The sequence below is a fragment of the Corynebacterium sp. HMSC11D10 genome, from assembly GCF_001806995.1.
GTDB classification, from domain to species: Bacteria; Actinomycetota; Actinomycetes; order Mycobacteriales; family Mycobacteriaceae; genus Corynebacterium; species Corynebacterium coyleae.
The window spans coordinates 1-19,446 of sequence record NZ_KV787065.1 but is presented as its reverse complement, the minus strand read 5'-3'; the positions used below and the strand labels follow the sequence as shown (position 1 = coordinate 19,446).

Annotated in this window: 14 protein-coding genes and 1 tRNA gene; 6 read left to right on the top strand and 9 right to left on the bottom strand. The window is 61.4% G+C overall.

Annotated features, from left to right (window positions below; translation table 11 throughout):
• Positions 1 to 12 precede the first annotated feature (12 nt).
• Genes HMPREF3120_RS08375 through rho form a run of 4 tightly spaced genes read right to left on the bottom strand, consistent with a single transcriptional unit; the run spans position 13 to position 4,484 of the window.
• Positions 13 to 669: an L-threonylcarbamoyladenylate synthase gene (locus HMPREF3120_RS08375; RefSeq protein WP_070421840.1), complete on the bottom strand. Its 657-nt coding sequence runs from the start codon at positions 667 to 669 to the stop codon at positions 13 to 15.
• A gap of 23 nt (positions 670 to 692) precedes the next feature.
• Positions 693 to 1,556 (bottom strand): peptide chain release factor N(5)-glutamine methyltransferase, encoded by an 864-nt coding sequence (gene prmC / locus HMPREF3120_RS08370; RefSeq protein WP_070452209.1) that lies wholly within the window; start codon positions 1,554 to 1,556, stop codon positions 693 to 695.
• Complete coding sequence (prfA, locus tag HMPREF3120_RS08365; protein ID WP_070452206.1) at positions 1,543 to 2,622, bottom strand: peptide chain release factor 1; 1,080 nt, start codon at positions 2,620 to 2,622, stop codon at positions 1,543 to 1,545. Before prfA ends, prmC begins: the two co-directional genes overlap by 14 nt.
• Complete coding sequence (gene rho / locus HMPREF3120_RS08360; protein ID WP_256366008.1) at positions 2,622 to 4,484, bottom strand: transcription termination factor Rho; 1,863 nt, start codon at positions 4,482 to 4,484, stop codon at positions 2,622 to 2,624. The genes prfA and rho overlap by 1 nt, the downstream gene beginning before the upstream one ends.
• Before the next feature lie 284 nt (positions 4,485 to 4,768).
• Here rho and HMPREF3120_RS08355 point away from each other — a divergent pair, with 284 nt between their 5' ends.
• Positions 4,769 to 6,499, top strand: coding sequence for a long-chain fatty-acid--CoA ligase (locus HMPREF3120_RS08355; RefSeq protein WP_070452359.1), 1,731 nt, complete (start codon positions 4,769 to 4,771; stop codon positions 6,497 to 6,499).
• Between the two features lie 15 nt (positions 6,500 to 6,514).
• On the opposite strand, the gene HMPREF3120_RS08350 is transcribed toward HMPREF3120_RS08355, so the two are convergent.
• The 5 genes from HMPREF3120_RS08350 to argS all read right to left on the bottom strand — a co-directional run bounded on the left by HMPREF3120_RS08350 (position 6,515) and on the right by argS (position 14,104).
• Positions 6,515 to 8,497 (bottom strand): vWA domain-containing protein, encoded by a 1,983-nt coding sequence (locus HMPREF3120_RS08350; RefSeq protein ID WP_070452203.1) that lies wholly within the window; start codon positions 8,495 to 8,497, stop codon positions 6,515 to 6,517.
• Positions 8,498 to 8,698: 201 nt separating this feature from the next.
• Complete coding sequence (gene thrB, locus HMPREF3120_RS08345) at positions 8,699 to 9,628, bottom strand: homoserine kinase (protein ID WP_070452200.1); 930 nt, start codon at positions 9,626 to 9,628, stop codon at positions 8,699 to 8,701.
• A gap of 14 nt (positions 9,629 to 9,642) precedes the next feature.
• Positions 9,643 to 10,995, bottom strand: a complete 1,353-nt coding sequence (locus HMPREF3120_RS08340; protein WP_070452197.1) for a homoserine dehydrogenase — start codon at positions 10,993 to 10,995, stop codon at positions 9,643 to 9,645.
• 83 nt (positions 10,996 to 11,078) lie between these two features.
• Positions 11,079 to 12,443 carry a diaminopimelate decarboxylase gene (gene lysA / locus HMPREF3120_RS08335; protein ID WP_070452195.1) on the bottom strand — a complete coding sequence of 455 codons (1,365 nt, stop codon included), beginning with the start codon at positions 12,441 to 12,443 and terminating at the stop codon, positions 11,079 to 11,081.
• Positions 12,443 to 14,104, bottom strand: a complete 1,662-nt coding sequence (gene argS / locus HMPREF3120_RS08330; protein WP_070421834.1) for an arginine--tRNA ligase — start codon at positions 14,102 to 14,104, stop codon at positions 12,443 to 12,445. The genes lysA and argS overlap by 1 nt, the downstream gene beginning before the upstream one ends.
• A gap of 205 nt (positions 14,105 to 14,309) precedes the next feature.
• On the opposite strand from argS, the gene HMPREF3120_RS08325 reads away from it, so the two are divergent.
• From HMPREF3120_RS08325 to HMPREF3120_RS08305, 5 genes are all read left to right on the top strand, one after another.
• Positions 14,310 to 15,992: an L-lactate permease gene (locus HMPREF3120_RS08325; protein WP_070421833.1), complete on the top strand. Its 1,683-nt coding sequence runs from the start codon at positions 14,310 to 14,312 to the stop codon at positions 15,990 to 15,992.
• A gap of 88 nt (positions 15,993 to 16,080) precedes the next feature.
• Entirely contained in the window at positions 16,081 to 16,866 is a 786-nt protein-coding gene (locus HMPREF3120_RS08320) for a (Fe-S)-binding protein (protein ID WP_070421832.1), read from the top strand.
• A gap of 23 nt (positions 16,867 to 16,889) precedes the next feature.
• A complete protein-coding gene (locus HMPREF3120_RS08315) occupies positions 16,890 to 18,413 on the top strand; it encodes a LutB/LldF family L-lactate oxidation iron-sulfur protein (protein WP_070421863.1) in 1,524 nt (507 codons plus the stop codon).
• Positions 18,414 to 19,094 carry a LutC/YkgG family protein gene (locus HMPREF3120_RS08310; protein ID WP_070421831.1) on the top strand — a complete coding sequence of 227 codons (681 nt, stop codon included), beginning with the start codon at positions 18,414 to 18,416 and terminating at the stop codon, positions 19,092 to 19,094.
• Positions 19,095 to 19,335: 241 nt separating this feature from the next.
• Positions 19,336 to 19,409 (top strand) — tRNA-Arg (locus HMPREF3120_RS08305).
• Positions 19,410 to 19,446: the final 37 nt, after the last annotated feature.

The following is a 19,446-nucleotide window of genomic DNA, read 5'->3' as shown; positions in this document are numbered from 1 at the left end:
AAAACTCCCCCGCTACTTTCGACGCAACGACTCTGGGTCAAGCCCTAAGACTTCACCAATGCGCTCGACCGGGATCGCGCCTTCGCGCAAAATCACCGGCTGAGGCTTCGAAATATCAATGATGGTCGAAGGAGTGCCAACCTCGGCCTCTCCCCCGTCGAGGTACACGCCAATCGCATCACCAAACTGCGCCTTGGCCTCTGCTGCGGTCTGTGCCGGCGGGTTGCCGGAGATGTTGGCAGACGACACCGCCATCGGTCCGGTTTCTTGCAACAGTTCAAGTGCGAGCGGTTGGTTCGGCATGCGTAGCAGCACGGTGCCACGTGTATCGCCAAGGTTCCACGGCAGACTCGGTGCCTCAGGCACGACGATGGAAAGCCCACCCGGCCAGAACGCCTCCACGAGTGTCTTCGCGGTGTCGGAAAACTCCCGCACGAGCCCCTGGATGGTCGACCAGCTGCCCACGAGCACCGGCACAGGCATGTCGGGGCCACGGCGCTTGGTAGCCAACAGCGTGGCTACGGCATCGTTATTGAAGGCGTCGCAGCCGATTCCGTAGACGGTGTCTGTCGGCAGGACGACGCAACGGCCGGCTCGCACAGCGTCCGCAGCCGCGCGCACCGCGTCGTCGCGAACCTGCGGATCAAGGCAGTTATAGATCGCGGACATAGTGCTCCTTCATGTTCTGAAAGTTACCGGGCTAGCTTACTCGCCATGACAAACCGGGCTCGGCCGGTCAGGTCCTCGACCACACTCGGCGGGCCGAATGCGCCGTGGTCGCGCACCACATCTTGTACGGCCTCCGACGTGGAATCATCATGCTCAATGCCGAGGTGCCCTCCCGGACGCAGCAGCCGTGCGGCGACCGGAACGAGCCCCCGAATTGCATGCATCCCGTCCGCGCCGGAGAACACCGCCTCATGAGGGTCGGCGTAGACCTCCACATCTAAGTCACCGGTTTCTGGCACGTACGGCGGGTTGGTGACGACGAGGTCAACGGCACCGTCGAGTTCCCGAAGCAACTCCGGATCGGTCATATCCCCTGGGACAATGCGTATCGACGACGCGTAGTCCCCCACATTTCGCTCCAAGTACTTCCGCGCCTGAGGCGAACGCTCGACCGCGATTACCTGAGCGCGCGGGCACGCCCGGGCGATCGTGATGGCCAACGCACCCGAGCCGGAGCCTAAGTCCACGACGGTTGGGGATTCGGGCGAGGTGGTGTCGTCGCTAAGCAAACGCACCGCCCACTGAGCGAGCACTTCCGTTTCTGGCCGCGGGATAAATACCCCGGGCCCGACGGCGAGGTCGATGTCAACAAACGGTGCTGTGCCGATGATGTGCTGCAACGGCTCGCGAGCCGCGCGTCGGGCAATGAGTTTGGCGTAGGCCTCGTCGAAGTCCGTAGGCGCGTCGGCGAACATGAGCTGCATCGGCGGCACCCCGATCAAGTGCGCGGCGAGCAGGCGTGCGTCGACTTCAGGCGACGCAACGCCCGCGCCAGCAAGGGTCTGCGTGGCGCGGGCGATGGTGTCGCGGAGGCTACTCGGCTTCAAGGCGCTCCTGGCGCTCGTGCGTCTGCAGCGCCGTGATCAGATCGTCCATGTTGCCGTCGAGCACCGAGTCAAGGTTGTTGGCCTTGTAGTTAATGCGGTGATCCGAAATACGGTTCTCCGGCCAGTTGTAGGTGCGGATGCGCTCCGAGCGGTCCATCGTGCGCACCTGCGACGCGCGGCCCTCGGCCTCTTCGGCCTCCTGCTTCTCGCGCTCAATCTGGTCGAGGCGAGCCTGCAGCACCTGCATCGCACGAGCACGGTTCTGGATCTGAGAACGCTCATTCTGGCAGGTCACCACGATGCCAGTCGGCAGGTGCGTGATACGCACGGCAGAGTCGGTGGTGTTCACGCCCTGGCCGCCCTTACCGGAGGAGCGGTACACGTCGACGCGCAGATCCTTCTCGTCGATGTTGACGCTTTCGATCTCGTCCGGCTCCGGGAAGACGTATACGCCTGCGGCCGAGGTCTGAATACGGCCCTGCGATTCCGTCACCGGAACGCGCTGCACACGGTGCACGCCACCTTCAAACTTCAGCATCGACCACGCACCGTCACGCGACGGGGTCTTCGCCTTCACCGCGACGGTCATGTCCTTCACACCACCCAGGTCAGACTCGGCAACGTCGAGGACCTCCCAGGTCAGGCTGTGCTTTTCGCAGTACTTCTGATACATGCGAGCCAAATCGCCAGCGAACAGCGCGGCCTCTTCACCGCCTGCGCCTGCTTTGAGCTCCATGATGATGTCATCACCATCGTGCTCGTCGCGCGGCGCCAGCAGGTCAGCCAACTCCTCCTCGAGGCGCACAATCTCGTCCTCTAAGCGCTTGGCCTCCTCCGCGAACTCCTTGTCCTCGGAGGCCATTTCGGATGCCGCCTCGTGGTCATCGCGCGCCTGGTTCAGGGCGTTATTGACGTTGATGATCGGCTGCAGCTCCGCGTAGCGCTTGGAGAGCTTACGGAAGCGGTCCTGGTCACCAGCGACCTCCGGATCGCCCATTTGGGCCTGGATGCCTTCGTATTCGGCGACGTAGTCGTCGACAAGCGAAACATGCGATTTTTCTGCCATTAGGAGTAGTCCTCCTCAGTTTCGGCCTGCGCCATTGGTGCCGAGTTCGCCACACCAATGAGGAACTCGCCGTTCGTCTTGGTCTTCTTCAACTGCTTGATCAGCATGTCAATGGACTGCTGCGGATCAAGCGCAGACAGGATGCGGCGCAGCTTGTGCATGACGCGCGCCTCCTCCGGGCTCATCAGCAGCTCGTCCTTGCGGGTGCCGGACGGGTTGACGTCCACAGCCGGGAACACGCGACGCTCCGCGATCTTGCGGTCGAGCTTGAGCTCGGCGTTGCCGGTGCCCTTGAACTCCTCGAAGATGACGGTATCGCCAGCGGAACCGGTTTCCACCATGGCCGTTGCGATAATCGTCAGCGAGCCACCCTCCTCGATGTTTCGGGCAGCGCCGAGGAAACGCTTCGGCGGGTAGAGGGCGTTGGAGTCCACACCACCGGAGAGAATGCGACCCGATGCCGGCGAGGAGTTGTTGTACGCACGGCCAAGACGAGTAATCGAGTCCAGCAGCACCACAACGTCTTGGCCCATCTCCACCAGACGCTTCGCACGCTCGATAGCGAGCTCGGCGACAGCAGTGTGCTCTGACGGCGGACGGTCGAACGTCGAGGCAATGACCTCGCCGTTGACGCTGCGCTGCATGTCGGTAACTTCCTCCGGGCGCTCATCGACAAGCACAACCATGAGGTAGCACTCCGGGTTATTCGTGGCGATCGCGTTGGCGATGTTCTGCAGAATCGTCGTCTTACCAGCCTTCGGCGGCGACACGATCAGTGCGCGCTGACCCTTACCGATCGGCATGACCAGGTCGATCACACGCGTGGTCAGGATCTTCGGCTCAGTTTCCAGACGCAGACGACGGTTCGGGTACAGCGGGGTGAGCTTGTGGAACTCCTTGCGTCCCTTCGCATCCTCCGGAGTCTGGCCGTTGATCGTGTCGACGCGAACAACCTGGTTGTAGCTACGACGGTTACGGCCGTTGCCCTGCTGGTGCGACTGCCCGTTGGCGCGAACCTGACCGGTTACCGCGTCGCCGGAGCGCAGACCCGCCTGACGGACCAGGCGCTGCGGCACGTACACGTCCGAATTGGACTGACGGTAGCCGGTGGTGCGGATGAACGCGGAGCCGTTGTCCTGCACATCCGCGATACCCGCAACCTCCTGCAGGTCCTCCGGATCGAAGTGCTGCTCGTTGCCGCCACCTTGGTTGTTGTTGCCGCCGTGATTGTCACGGTTGCGGTTACGGTTACGACGACCGCGACGCCCACGACGACCGCCACCCTGGTGGTCGTCATCGTTATCGTCGCGGTGGTTGTTGCGGCCGCCACGGTTGTTGCCGTTGTTGCCGTTGTTACGGCCACCGCGGTCGTTATTGTCACGGTTGTCACGGTTATCGCGATTGTCGCGGTTCTCGTCGCGGTTGTCCGTGGTCTCGGATTTCTCGGACTTCTCGTCCTTGCCGTCCTTCGCGTCGCTCGCGTCGCCACCCTGCGCATTGTCCTCATGCTGGTGACGCGCACGGTTTCGACGAGCACGGCGCGCTGCGGAACGCGAAGCTCCCCGCGAATCGTCGTCATTGGAATTGTCGGCCGACTTGTCAGCGTTTTCTGCAGGCTTGTCGGTCTTGTCGGCCTTGTCGGCCTTGCGCTCTGCACGCTCGGAAGCAGCTGGCGCCTCCGCGTTATCGGCCTCCACCTTTTGCGGTGCAGCCTTCTTGGGAACCTGGCCGGTAGTAATTGCCTGGATCAACTCCCCCTTACGCAGCCCCGAAACGCCCTTCAGGCCTTTCTCGGCGGCAATTTTGCGCAGCTCCGGAATCTTCATAGCGGCCAAGTCTGCCGCGGTACCGGTGTCGGTCACGTGTGTCCTTTCGTCGCTCAACCAGCAGGTTCTCGCGTAGTTAACACGCGACGGTGCATGCTGGAAGCGGTGCGTTTCATCGGGATTGGACTGAAGTAAAACTTTGTAGCCCTGCCGGATCTCACGGGGTGCGGGAGCAAAAATCGCCGCTGTGCCCGCCATCGCATCCCCACCTGGGACAACCCCTGCCGGGTGCGGTTCGCACGATCCTGCGCAAAGTGTAGCGCATTTGCGTCCGCGGTTTAATCCGGGGCGTGTCGCATTGCTTCGCTAACATTGCCAACATGCTTTCAACGATGCAGGAAGTGCCCTTTTCCGTCGCACGCATTCTCGAATACGGCAGGACTGCGCACGCGACAACGAAGTGCACCACATGGCGCACTGATGGCGCGGAAGAAACGACGTTCGCCGAAATCGGCGCCCGCGCTTCGGCCTTCGCCCACGCCCTGCATGATGACCTCGGCATTGATAGCGATCAACGCGTCGCCACCATGCTGTACAACTGCTCTGAGCACCTCGAGGTGATGTTCGCCGTCGCTGCCAAGGGCGCTGTGTTTACGCCGCTAAATATCCAGTTGATGACGGACCAGATCGCCTACGTTGCCAACCACTCCGAGGCTGAACTGATCGTTGCCGATCCGCGGCTTGCGGAGAAGTTAGGCAACGTTGTGGAGCTTTGCCCCAAGGTTCGCGCGGTGGCATTTACAGGTGCCGAACCGATTACAGACGCCGCGGCGTATCTGCCAGAGCATGTCGCTGTGTACAGCTACGAGGAGCTTCTCGACGGCCGCTCGACAAAGTACGACTGGCCCGAACTCCCGGAGAACACCGCCGCTGCCTTGGTCTATTCAACAGCAACGACCGGCGCACCGAAGGGCGTCGCCTACTCCCACCGCGCGTTGTGGCTAGAAGCGACCGGTCTTCGCGCAACGGACTCACTAGCGGTCACTCACGGTGAGACGTTTTTGTGCTGCATCCCGATCTACCACGTGCTCAGTTGGGGCGTACCGTTCGCAGCTTTTCTCGCGGGCACTCCCCTGGTTCTGCCCGATTCGGACGTGTCTGCCCCGACACTGGCAAAACTTATCGCAAGCACGCACCCGCGCGTGGCACACGGCGTGCCCACCTTGTGGATCCAGCTGATGGTACATTACCTGCACAATCGCCCGGAACGAATGAGTCTGCAGGAGATCTTCGTCGGCGGTTCTCCTGCCCCACCGGCGCTGATCAAGATGTGGGAGGAACGCTACGGCGTGGACATCGTCCACTGCTGGGGCATGACGGAAACCACCACGGTCGGCACCGTGGCGCGTCCGCCATCGGGCGCTTCTGGTGAGGCGCGCTGGTCCTACCGCATTTCCCAGGGACGCTTTGCCCCGTCACTGGAATACCGCGTGGTCAACGATGGCCAAGTCATGGCGTTTAACGACTTGACCCAGGGTGAGATTCAGGTCCGTGGCAATATGGTCGCCGCAGGCTACTACCACTCACCCACGCAAGAACCGGGCGAGATCGCTTCCACCTTCCGGGGCGAAGAAGTTGATGACGTGCGCGCACACTTCACTGCCGACGGCTGGCTGCGTACCGGCGACGTAGGCACCGTCACCAACGCCGGGTTTATGACGCTCTACGACCGTGCCCGCGACGTCATTCGCTCCGGCGGCGAGTGGATCTACTCCGCACAGGTGGAAAACCTCATTATGGAGTCCGAGGAAGTCGTCGAATGCGCAGTGATCGGAATCCCGGACCCCAAGTGGGGTGAGCGACCGCTGGCGGTAACCAAGCTTCTCTCGGGCATTGAGCCGACAAAGGAGACTGCCGCACGACTCCGCGAATCGCTCGCAGACACGTTGCCGAAGTGGATGGCGCCTGAGTATTGGACGTTTGTGGATTCAATCGACAAAACGTCCGTAGGCAAGTTTGACAAGAAGGACCTGCGCAAGCACCTGCAGCGCGAGGAGTTCGACATCATCGCCTTGCCCGGCCCAGGCAGCCGGCCGAAGGCGACGTCGTAAAGCAATATGCTCCTACTACCGGGTCTCTTGCGCCCGGTTGCGGATGAACATAAAGACCACCGCACCGATGACCGCGAGCAACAACACTCCAAGGCCGCCGAGTAGCGGCAGGGAGAGCCCGCCCGCTTCCTCCTCTGCGAGGACTTGCTCGGTCTCCTCGGCTGCCTCGGTAGTCTCCTCCACCGTCTGCTGCTCATCCGTGCTCATGGCACCGTCGAACTTGATCGGCTCATCAGACGGCTCCGGGCCGTCCTCGTAGGTGGGGGTCCAATCCGGACCACCATTGAACGGTTGACCATCCACTATCACTGCGAACTCGTACGGCTGCTCCACACCGGCGATCCCATCTTCAAGCTTGGAATTCATCGCAAAATTTAAGTAGTAGTAGCCCTGGTAAGACTTGCCTATGTCGTTTGCAACCTGTGCGTAATACTTCGGCGCAATTGGATCACTCTCTTTCGCGTCGTCGTAGACATTGAGGCTCCCTTCTCCCGAAAGCTTGCGCTGCGAGTCATAGATGCCCACTTTGATTACATCTGCATCCTCCGTCACAGATTCTGGTGCCTTCATCTTCACCACCGGGCGCTGCCCCCACTTCACTGGAATCTTGTAGAAGCGGTATTCACCGGGAACGATCTTGTCGGAATACGTACCTTCGGTGATCTCAATAGCGTCGTTGAAGCCGGTGCCTCCCTTGTTCTCCTGCGGGGTGCCAAACGGGACGTCGCCGTCATAGAAGGAGGGAGCAATAGGACCATTGGACCATTCAGTTTTCTGCTCCTGGTCAGGGTTCGGCACGTAGAACACGTTCACCTCGAGGTCCAAGGCATCGTCAATCGGTTGCCCTTCTTGGTAGACCTGGGTAGCAATGAGCCACGAGCTCATATCGCAATCGTTGTCGCTTCCGCCACGTTCCAGCGAGAACCGGTAAGGATTCATTAACAAGCTGGCCTCGCCGAGAATTCTGCTGTCGCCAATTGCGTTGCTCGCCGTGCCACAATCAGGGTCGTTTTCGTTGGTTGCCTCCGGCACCTCGAGGAAGATCTCGGTTTCCTGGATGTTGCCTTCCGTCTGCCAGATTGGGGTCATCGTGATCAACGCGTTGTGCCCCTCCGGCACGGACACACGGAAGTAACGGTTCTTCTTCGCATTCGTATCCGGGGTGACCTTCGTTCGGTACTGCCCCTCGCCAAACCACTTGGCGTCCCCGGGCGAATCCGCAAACTCAAACGGTGTGCCCTTCACCTTGTATTTGCCGATGTCGCGCTGCGCCAGAAACTTCAACGACTGCGCCAAACTACCAGCATCCCCAGCCTCCAAGAACTGGCCATTGCCGGCGTCCGCGATGCACTGCAGTTCCTTGCGTGCTTCCTCATCAACCTGGAACCCCACCGTGTGAATCGCTAGATCAACACCATCTTGCGCCAACTCCTTGGCTACCTCACACACTGGCGGCGGCGCACACGAGTCAATGCCGTCAGATACCAAAATGATCGAACGCTGCCCCTCGCTCCCGAGCTCCTCCGCCGCCTTGCGCAACGAATGACCCATCGGGGTATACCCCTTCGGCTCTAACCCGTTGATCGCCGAAGCAAACTTCCCCCGATCAATCCACCCCACCGCGGCTAGAGTCTCCACATCCTTGCACCCGCGCTCGCGATTGTCCGGAGCATCCGACTCATTCGCCCCATAAACCATCAACCCCATATTCGCCGTATCCGGCAGCGAATCCACCAACTCATTGGCCGCCTTCTTGGCCGAATCCATACGCGTACCCCCAGCGTCAGCCGCAAGCATCGACGACGACGCATCCAAAATCAGCATCGCCCTGCCATCAGCCGACCCGTCATCGGCCTCCGCAGACGTTGCCTGCGACGATGTCGACGTCGTTGACGACGACTGCCCCCACGCCACCGGCGCCCACGCAAGACAACAACACACTGCAACCAGCAGCGCGAGAACAACCCTCACGCCCTTCTGCGAAACTGACCAACTCATTCGAACACGCCCTTCGCTTGATGTGTGCAGAATCACGTCCGACAATAAAAGAAACCCACCACACTCGCAGGGCTGATCCGTGCTCCTCGGGACTTACACGGTTTCTACCTGATGCACGAGGCGTTTCGCCCCGTCATAATGCCGCACAAAAACGATGCCCCGGGGTACGCATGTGCACCCCGGGGGATCAAAGCATTTGCACTAATCGCGCAGCAGTTCTGCGGTCACCGGTCCTGCGACGTCGAGTTCGATGACGCGGAGGCCGGCGGCGCGGGCGTCGTCGAGAAGCGCAGGCTCAATGGGCTCGGTGATGAGCACGAGCGCGGTCGGACCTGCGCCAGACAGGTATGCCGCGTAGCCGCGGTTGCGCAGGCGGTTGACCCACTCCGCAGTCACCGGAAGGACGTCGGCGCGGTACGGCTGGTGCAGACGGTCGCGGGTGCCTTCAAACAGGAGGTGCGGGTGGTGCTGCAGCGCAGCCGTCATCACAGCGGTGCGCGAGACGTTGAACCGCGCATCGGTGTGGGTGACGTGGCTCGGCAGGACCTTGCGCACCGCATTGGTGGATGCGTGGAAGTCCGGGACGAGGGCTACGGCCTTGATGGACTCGTCGACAGGAATGCGCACGGCACGGTAGGACGGCTTCGAGCGCCCATCGACCGGAATGTCGGTCCAGGACACCACTGCCCCGCCGAGCACGGACGCACCCGCGTTATCCGGGTGGCCCTCAAACTCAGACGAGAGCTGCACGACGGTGTCCTCATCCAGCGGCGAGCCCGCGAGCGTATTCGCAGCGACGACACCTGCGGCTGCCGCGGCAGCAGACGAGCCCAGACCGCGCGATTGCGGGATCTGGTTGTGGCACACCACGCGCAGACCCGGCGCCCGCACATCCGCGGCAATCAGGCCAGAGTTGATCGCTTTGACGATCAGGTTCGAGCTATCGCGCGGCAGATCGTCGGCTCCCTCGCCGAAGATCTCCACTTCGAGGCCAGACTCGATGACTTCTACCTCGAGCGTGTCGTAGATGCTCAGCGCCAGGCCGAGGGTGTCGAAGCCGGGACCAAGGTTCGCGGACGAACCTGGCACCTTCACTCGTGCTTTCAGGCCTACTTCAAGATCGGTTGCCATGACGGAGTGCTCCTTTAAGCGTCGAGGCGGATGACGGAGTTGACGGCCTTCACATCATCGTGGCCGGTGAGCTCTTCGACGATGCCGTTCAGGGCAGCTTCACGTGCGCCGTGCGTGACGACGATCAGGTGTGCCTCGTCGCCAGACTCCTCCTGACGGACCGCGGAAAGCGACACCCCTGCCTTAGCAAAGCGAGCCGTGAGGTCTGCGAGCACGCCGACGCGGTCGTTGACGGTCATGTTGATGTGGTAGCGCGTGGTCACATCGTCAAACGCCACAATCGGGTAGTCCGCGTACGGGTTCTCCGCTGGCGCGCGGCCACCGTGGACCTTGTTACGGGCTGCACCGACAAGATCGCCCAACACTGCGGAAGCGGTTGGGGCACCGCCGGCGCCGTTGCCGTAGAACATCAGGCGGCCGGCTGCTTCTGCCTCGACGAAGATGGCGTTGTAGCTCTTGTCCACCGTTGCCAGCGGGTGCTCGTTCGGCACCAGCGTCGGGTGCACACGCGCGTTAATGCCGGTGGTGTTGCCGTTTTCGTCCAAGAGACGCTCACAGATGGCCAGCAGCTTAATCGTCTGGTTGGACTTCTTCGCTGCCGCGATGTCGTCTGCGGTGATCTTGGTGATGCCCTCGCAGTGGACGTCGTCGAACGTCACACGGGTGTGGAAGCCCATGGACGCAAGGATCGCTGCCTTGGAGGCCGCGTCGTGGCCTTCGACGTCCGCAGTCGGGTCAGCCTCGGCGTAGCCCAAACGGGTTGCCTCAGCCAGCGCCTCCTCGTAGCTCGCGCCGGTGGAAGCCATCGCGTCCAGGATGAAGTTCGTGGTGCCGTTAACAATGCCGGAGATGCGCTGCACCTGGTCGCCCGCGAGCGAACGGCGCAGCATACCGACCACGGGGATCGCGGCAGCGACGGCTGCTTCGTAGTACAGGTCAACGCCCGCTGCATTCGCCGCGTCTGCTAACTCGGAGCCGTGTGCCGCGACAAGTGCCTTATTCGCAGTTACGACAGACTTGCCGGCGTTGAGAGCCTCAAGCACCAGCTTGCGTGGATAATCAATACCGCCGATGAGCTCAACAACAATGTCTACGTCGTCGCGTGTGACCAGTTCGCTCGCATCCGCAGTCAAGTAAAGTCCCTGGACTTCAGGCGCGTCCTTGTGCTTGTCCACGTCGGAGACAGCCACGCCACGGACCTCGATCGGGCCACCGATGCGATTTTCCAAGTTCGAAGAGAATTCGCTGAGCAGGCGCAGCACTTCCGTGCCCACGGTGCCCTTACCCAACACGGCAATACCCACCGGGGTGCCGATGCCCTTGCCGGGGTAGTTTCCGTTGATGCCTTCAGCGCTGGCAACTGTCATGGTCAGGATGCTCCTTTTCGTTGCTGCAAAGTACAGGTTTGAACCGCTTGGTCTACTATCGCTTAAGCAAGCACTCAGGTCAATTAATATTCGCGGGCCAACAGGTCTTCCACAGTCTCGCGGCGCACCATCGGGGTGATCTGTCCGCCGCGCACGGACACGACAGCCGGACGTCCAAACGCGTTGTAATTCGAAGCCATGGAGTAGCAGTACGCGCCAGTCGCAGCCAACGCAATGAGATCGCCGGAGGAAATATCATTCGGCCACTTCGCATTCTCTACGAGAATGTCGCCGGACTCACAGTGCGAACCAACCAGGCGGGTATCGGTGTTGTCACCGTCGACGAAGCGGTTGACCACGCGGGCGTCGTAAAGCGCCCCGTAGAGCGCAGGGCGAATGTTGTCGCTCATGCCACCATCGACCGCGATGTAGCGACGAGATGTAGTGAACGAAGTATCGACGTCCTTAATCACACCCGCGGTGTACACCGTCACCGCAGAAGGACCAGCAATCGCACGTCCCGGCTCCACAACCACAGTCGGCGCGGCGATGCCGAGCTCGTCAGCGACATCCTGCACGGAGGCAAGCAGGTCGCGCGCAACCGCTGCGACGTCGAGCGGCTGCTCCCCTGACATATAAGCAATGCCGTAACCGCCGCCCAGATCAAGGTAGCCAAGCGCGACACCGCAGGTCTTCCACACTTCTGCGTACAGGCCGAGCACGCGCTCTGCAGCCAGTTTGAAGCCTTCAGCGTCGAAGACCTGGGAGCCGACGTGGCAGTGCAGGCCGGTCAACTGCAGCGAATCTGAGTCAATTGCTGCCACGGCCGCAGCAAGTGCGTCGCCAGTGGCCAGGGAAATGCCGAACTTCTGGTCTTCGTGGCTCGTCGCAATGAACTCGTGCGTGTGCGCGTCCACGCCGGGCTTCACGCGGATGAACACATCTTGGATGACACCGGCCTCGCGGGCGACAGCTTCCAGCTGTGCTAACTCTTGGTGAGAGTCGATGACCACATGCCCCACGCGCGAATCCACGCATAGGCGCAGAAACTCGTCGGACTTGTTGTTGCCGTGAACAGTGATGCGTTCCGGCGGGAAATCGGCTGCAAGTGCGATGCGGAGCTCGTTTTCACTCGCCACATCGAGGGCAAGACCTTCCTCATCCACCCAATGTGCAATGTGTCGGGTCAAAAAGGCCTTCGACGCGTAGTGCACATTTTCCGGCGCACGGAATGCTTCCGCCATGTCGCGGCAGCGAGAGCGGAAATCGTCCTCATCCACGACGACAACCGGGCTGCCGTATTCGGCGACGATCTCAGGCAGTGGCACACCAGCGATGGTCACTACCCCGTCTTCTTCACGCTTGGCGTTTCGCGGCCAAACGTGTGTGGGCAGTTCGTTGAAGTCGCCCTCGTCGGTGCTGTACGGGGTGGATACGAAAACAGTCATTACATCCGCTCCGGGGCGCTCACGCCGATCAGGCCCAGCGCGTTTGCAATCACCTGGCGTGTCGCCATCGCAAGTGCGAGACGTGCCGTGTGGATCGGCTCCGGCGCCTCGCCGGCCTTCGGCAGGATCTGGCAGGAGTCGTAGAACTTGTGGAAGGCGCTGGCCAACTCTTCGGTGTAGCGGGCAATGCGGTGCGGCTCGCGCAGCTCTGCGGCGGCGCGCACGACTGCAGGGAACTCACCGATCGTGCGGATCAGGTCTCCTTCCTTCTCGTGGGTCAGCAGGCCCAAGTCGATGTCCGCGACGTCGGGCAGCGTCACGCCGGCTTCCTTGGCCTTACGCTCAATCGAGCACAGGCGCGCGTGGCCGTACTGGACGTAGTAGACGGGGTTGTCGGAGGACTGCTTCGTCCACAGATCTAGGTCGATATCCAGCGAGGAGTCCACAGAGGAGCGCACCAGCGAGTAGCGCGCGCCATCCACGCCAATGGCGTCGACAAGATCCTCAAGCGTGATCACGGTGCCTGCACGCTTGGACATCTTCACCGCCTGGCCGTCGCGCACGAGGTTGACCATCTGACCGATGAGCACTTCGACGGCGTCCGCGTTGTAGCCCAGCGCCTGCGCCGCAGCCTTCAGACGTGCGATGTAGCCGTGGTGGTCCGCACCCAACATATAAATGGCAAGCGTGTGGTCGCGGTCGAACTTGTCCGCAACGTAGGCGATGTCGCCGGCGATGTATGCCGCGTCGCCGTCGGACTTGATCACCACACGGTCCTTGTCGTCGCCAAAGTCAGAGGAGCGCAGCCACCACGCGTTGTCAGCCTCATACAGGTTGCCGTTTTCCTTCAGGGTGGCAATCGCCTTATCCACCGCACCCGACTCGAACAGCGAGTTCTCATGGAAGTACACGTCGAAGTCCACGCCGAAATCGTGCAGCGACTGCTTAATCTGCGCGAACATCATCTCCACGCCAGCAGCGCGGAAGGTCTCCTGCACTTCAGCATCAGTGCCTTCGAGAGCATTGGGCTGCTTTTCGACGACCGCCTGAGCGATCTCGCGAATATAATCGCCCCCGTAACCATCCTCCGGGGTTGGATCCCCCTTGGCAGCAGCAACCAACGAACGCGCGAAGCGGTCGATCTGGCCACCGTGGTCGTTGAAGTAGTACTCGCGGGTCACCTTCGCGCCCGAAGCCTCAAGCACGCGGCCCAGCGAGTCACCCACCGCAGCCCAGCGGGTACCGCCGAGGTGAATCGGGCCGGTCGGGTTCGCCGAGACGAATTCCAGGTTCACCTTCTCGCCGGCGTAGATGTCGGAGTTGCCAAACGCGGCACCCTCCTCGAGCACCTTGGCTACCAGCTGGCCCTGGGCGTCTGCGGCGAGGCGCAGGTTAATAAAGCCGGGCCCTGCGATCTCAGCGGCGGCGATGGCTGGGTCCTCTGCCAAGACCTCTGCAAGCCAGCCTGCGAGTTCGCGCGGGTTCGTGCCCGCCTTCTTCGCCACTTGCAGTGCAATGTTGGTGGCGTAGTCGCCGTGCTCCGGATTTCGCGGGCGCTCCACAGTCACGGTGTCGGGGACAACAGAGGCGTCGAGATCATGGTCTGCAAGCACGCGCTCTGCGGCGGCTTTTACGGTGGTGGCAAGTTCTGCTGGCGTCATGGGCATGCAGTGTAATTGAGGGCTTTGACACGGGCGCATACGGATGGTCGTCGATACGCAAAGTGCGCTAATTCACATCCCCCTTGAGGGGCAAATCTTTTCACTTCGCTGCCTTGTTTGGCATATTTAGCCCATCGGGTCTCGCACGCCGAGGCCACGGTCACCCGTTTCTTTTTCCGTTCCTGTCTCGAAAGAGCCCTGTTTTATGGACCAATTCCAAATCTTCACCGACGCAGTCGGTGGCAGCACTGGTCTGTCGGCATTGGTGTCTACCCTGCCGCTGTTAACCTTCTTCATCATGCTGCTCGGCGTGAAAGCTCGCGCTCACACCTCGGGTTTTGTTGCACTTATCGTTGCAATTCTCGTGGCCATCTTCGGCTTCCATATGCCGACCGCGTTTGCCATCTCTTCCGCGTTCCGCGGTGGCCTCTTCGGCCTGTTCCCCATCGTATTCGTCATCCTGACGGCCATCTGGTTCTACCAGATCACGGTCGCTTCGGGTCGTTTCGAGGACCTTCGTCTTGTGTTCGACAAGATGGGCAACGGTGACGTTCGCATCCAGGCGATGCTCATCGCTTTCTGCTTCGGTGGCCTGCTTGAAGCCCTCGCCGGCTTCGGTGCCCCGGTTGCTATTACCGCGACGATGATTCTCGCGCTCGGCATCCCGCCACTGAAGGCCGCCACCGTGGTGCTTATTGCGAACACCGCTCCGGTGGCATTCGGCGCGGTCGCCATTCCGATTACCACCGCAGGTGACGTGGGTGGTCGTACGCTGGAGCAGACCGAGAACATCGCCGCCATCGTCGGCCACCAGACCCCGGTTCTGGCGTTCTTCGTGCCGTTCATCATTGCACTGCTTATCGACGGCTTCCGTGGCGTCAAGGAGACCGCCCCGGCCGCAGGTGTCATCGGTCTGGCTTTCGCGATCGCCCAGTGGTGGACCTCCAACCACTTCGCCTACCAGCTCACCGACGTTATTGCCTGCATCGTCGCACTTGGCGCCGCGTTTGTGCTGCTGCGTTTTTGGCAGCCGCGCGGTGTGGAAGCCATGCGTGAGCGCCTCGGCCTCGAGCCGTACACCGACGAAGATGGCGACACTGAAGCGCTCACCGGCAGCCGCGTCTGGATGGCACTCATGCCGTACGCAATCGTCGTTGTCGTGTTCGGCCTGGCAAACCTGGGCACCACGATTCCGACCTGGCTCAAGCAGTTCAAGATCTCGTTCCCGTGGCCAGTCATCGATGGCCAGCTGCTCAACGCTGCGGGCGAGCCGGTCAACACCGACTACTCATTCGCCTACATCAACAACCCGGGCTCGCTGATGGTCATTTCCGCCATCATCGTCTCCATCGCCTACATGGTGTTCAACGACAACGGTCGCTACAGCCTCACCTGGGGCCAAGTTGGTAAGGAGTTCGTGGACACCGCATGGAAGATGCGCTGGTCTGCCGTCACCATCATGCTGGTGCTCGCACTGGCATACGTGATGAACTACTCGGGTCAGACCGTGACCATTGGTGAGTTCTTTGCCAACCTCGGCCCGGCATTCGCGTTCTTCGCTCCGATGCTTGGCTGGGTCGGCGTGGCTGTGACTGGTTCCGACACCTCGGCCAACGCCCTGTTCGCCAACCTTCAGGTCACCGCCGCGAACAACCTTGGCCTCAACCCGGACCTCATGCTGGCTGCTAACACCACCGGTGGTGTTGTGGGCAAGATGATCTCCCCGCAGTCCCTCGCAATTGCCGCTACCGCGGTGAGCATGGAGGGCAAGGAGTCCGAGATTTTCAAGAAGGTCGTGGGCTGGTCCTTCGGCTTCTTGCTCGCAGTGTGCGTGATAGTCTTTCTGCAGTCGAACGTTCTAGAGGTCCTTGCTCCGGTCGTTCCGTAACTGCCATCCTTTTACGGTGCTCCCGAGGTCCAAGTGACCTCGGGAGTTTCGTCGTTTTCCCTGAGATTTCCCACGATAGGAGCCCGAAATGCGAGTAGCTCTGTTTTCTACTTGTATCGGCGACGCCCTCTTCCCTGACGCGCATAAGGCCTCGGCCATTGTGCTTTCCCGTCTCGGCTATGAGGTTGTCTTCCCCGAGCAACAAACCTGCTGCGGCCAGATGCACGTCAACACTGGCTACAAAGAACAAGCCGTCCCAATCATTGAGACGTACGTCGATGCCTTTGCAGACTCGTCGATTGACTACGTTGTGGCTCCTTCGGGCTCCTGCGCGGGAGCTGTCCGCGAGCAGCACGTCGAGCTTGCGGAGCGTTTCGGCTCCAAGGCGCTTGTCGACGGCGCAAAGATCGCCTCGAAGAAGACCTACGATCTCTCCGAATTCATCGTTGATGTCGCCGGCACCTACGACGTGGGCGCATTCTTCCCGCACCGCGTGACCTACCACTCCTCTTGCCACTCCCTGCGCTTCCTCAAGGTCGGCGACCGTCCGACCGAGCTGCTGCGCCACGTTGAGGGCCTTGAGCTTGTGGATCTGCCGAACTCCGAGGAGTGCTGCGGTTTCGGCGGCACATTCTCTGTGAAGATGCCTGAGGTGTCTTCCGCGATGGTGTCCGACAAGGTCCGCCACATCAAGGAGACCCAGGCGGAGTTTGTCACCGCTGGTGACTCCTCTTGCTTGATGAACATTGGTGGTGCACTGTCTCGCCAGCACCAAGGCATTCGTGCCGTGCACATGGCTGAGATCCTCGCCTCCACCAAGGAGCACCCCCTGACCCCGACGTCTGCGGTGTACACGAAGGAGAAGATGCTGTGAAGGTTGCACTCGGACAGCCCACGATGCCGCCGTTTGCCAACGGCCCGGCTCACCTGCGCGGCAAGGAGAAGTTCCAGAAGGCTGCGCACCACGAACTTAACGACGTCACCAAGCGCCGTAATTACCAGTACGCCACCACGACCATTCGTGTGAAGCGTCAGAACGTTGTCGACGAGCTGGATGACTGGCAGCAGCTGCGCGAAGCAGGCTCCACCATTAAGCGCGACGTTGCGGCACGTATGCCCGAGCTGCTTGAGCAGTTCGAGGAGAACGTGACCAAGCGCGGTGGCCACGTCCACTGGGCTCGCGACTCCAAGGAAGCCAACGAGATCATCCAGGGCCTGATCAAGGAGACTGGTGAGGACAAGGTCGTCAAGATCAAGTCCATGGCAACCCAGGAAATCGCTCTGAACGACGAGCTGGAAAAAGCCGGCATCTTCGCTCAGGAGACCGACCTGGCTGAGCTTATTGTGCAGCTCGGCGAGGACTTCCCGTCCCACATTCTCGTCCCGGCGATCCACCGCAACCGCGCGGAGATCCGCGACATCTTCGCCGCGAAGATGCCGAACACGGACGAGACGCTGACCCAGGAACCTGCCGAACTCGCAGAGGCTGCACGTCAGTACCTGCGCCAGCAGTTCATGGAGGCAAAGGTTGCCATTTCCGGCGCCAACTTCGGTTGCGCCGATACCGGCACCGTCTCCATCGTCGAGTCTGAGGGCAACGGCCGTATGTGCCTGACGCTGCCGGAGACGCTTATCACCGTGATGGGCATTGAGAAGCTCCTGCCGAGCTTCGATGACCTGGGTGTGTTCCTGCAGCTGCTGCCGCGCTCCTCTACTGGCGAGCGCATGAACCCGTACACCTCCCTGTGGTCCGGCGTGACCGAGGGCGACGGCCCGCAGAACTTCCACATTGTTTTGCTGGATAACGGTCGTACCGCTGCAATGTCCAACGAGATCGGGCGCGAGGCACTGAAGTGCATCCGCTGCTCGGCTTGCTTGAACGTGTGCCCGGTCTACGAGCGTGCCGGCGGCCACTCCTACGGCTCCACCTACCCGGGCCCGATTGGTGCGATCCTGACCCCGCAGCTCACAGGTATCGATTCTTCGGACGACCCGAACGGTTCCCTGCCGTACGCGTCCTCGCTGTGCGGTCGCTGCAACGAGGTGTGCCCGGTGAAGATCCCGATCACCGACATTCTGTTGGAGCTGCGCTACCAGAAGGCAAAGAACGAGCCGAACCGCATGGAGCAGGCTGCGTTCGCGTCGCTGGCTCAGGTGTGGGGCCGCAGCAACGTGTGGAACCGTCTGGTCCGCATGGTTGCGCTTGGTCGTGTGCTCGGCGGCTTTAACGGCAAGATCGAGACCATGCCGCCTCCAATCTCCGGCTGGACTGGCTACCGCGATGTTGCGGTGCCGCCGAAGAAGTCCTTCCGCCAGTGGTGGGAGACGGACGAGGCGAAGCGTCTGCTGTCCGAGGCACGTGAGCAGGGCATTCCGAACGGCCAGAAGGTCAACACCAAGCCGATCGAGGAGGAGAAGTAAATGACTACCACTACTGGTAATGCTGCAGGCTCCCCCGCCCGCGACTCCCGTAACGAGGCTGCGAAGCGCGAGATTCTCAAGCGCATCCGCAACGCCCACAAGCTCTCTAATGTTCCGGAGCATGTCGAGGTGGTCCGCGAGTACCGCACCACGTCCGACATCAAGGGCGACGAGCTGCGCGAAATCCTTATCGACCGTCTTGTGGACTACAAGGCTGACGTTGTGGAAACCACCGAGCAGACGCTTGGCGACGACCTGCTGAAGGTGCTTGCAGACCGCAAGTGCAAGGACGTTGTCTACGCACCGGGCCTGGATGCCTCCCTGTTCGACGGTTTCTCCGGCACTGCCCGTCCGGATGACGTCACGTCGGATCCGCGTGCGCTGGGCGATGTGGACGCCGTGGTGACGGATTCCCACGTCACCTCCGCGCAGACCGGCTCGATCGTGCTGGAGGCTGGCGACGTGTGCGGCCGCCGCGCGCTGTCTCTGGTTCCGGACCGCCACATCTGCATCGTGCGTGCAAATTCCGTGGTCTACGGTGTGCCAGAGATGATCGCCCGTATCAACCCGGAGCACCCGGCCACGATGATTTCTGGCCCGTCCGCTACTTCTGACATCGAGCTCGTGCGCGTCGAAGGCGTGCACGGCCCGCGTGACCTCATCGTCATGGTCGTGAAGTAACACTCCCTCTTCCCCGGCGCCTTCGCCGGGGCGAGATACACGAAATGGCCGGTCCCTTTTGGGGCCGGCCATTTCGCTGTCATTGTTTCCCGTGTCACGCCGTTCCCGCGGCGCACAATCATTATGAAACACCGGTGTTGAGAAACCATGGCGTGTGGCTGAGAGTGTCCTGAGGGTTTCGTCGTGAAGCGCTGCACCAATTTCTTCTGCCCACACACGGGGTGCTAGTGTGATCGGCATTGTCTCCGTAGCTCAGTGGATTAGAGCATTGGTTTCCGGTACCAAAGGTCGCAGGTTCGAATCCTGTCGGGGACACGCTGTCATGAGTCGCGACATGCTTGACGGATGAGTC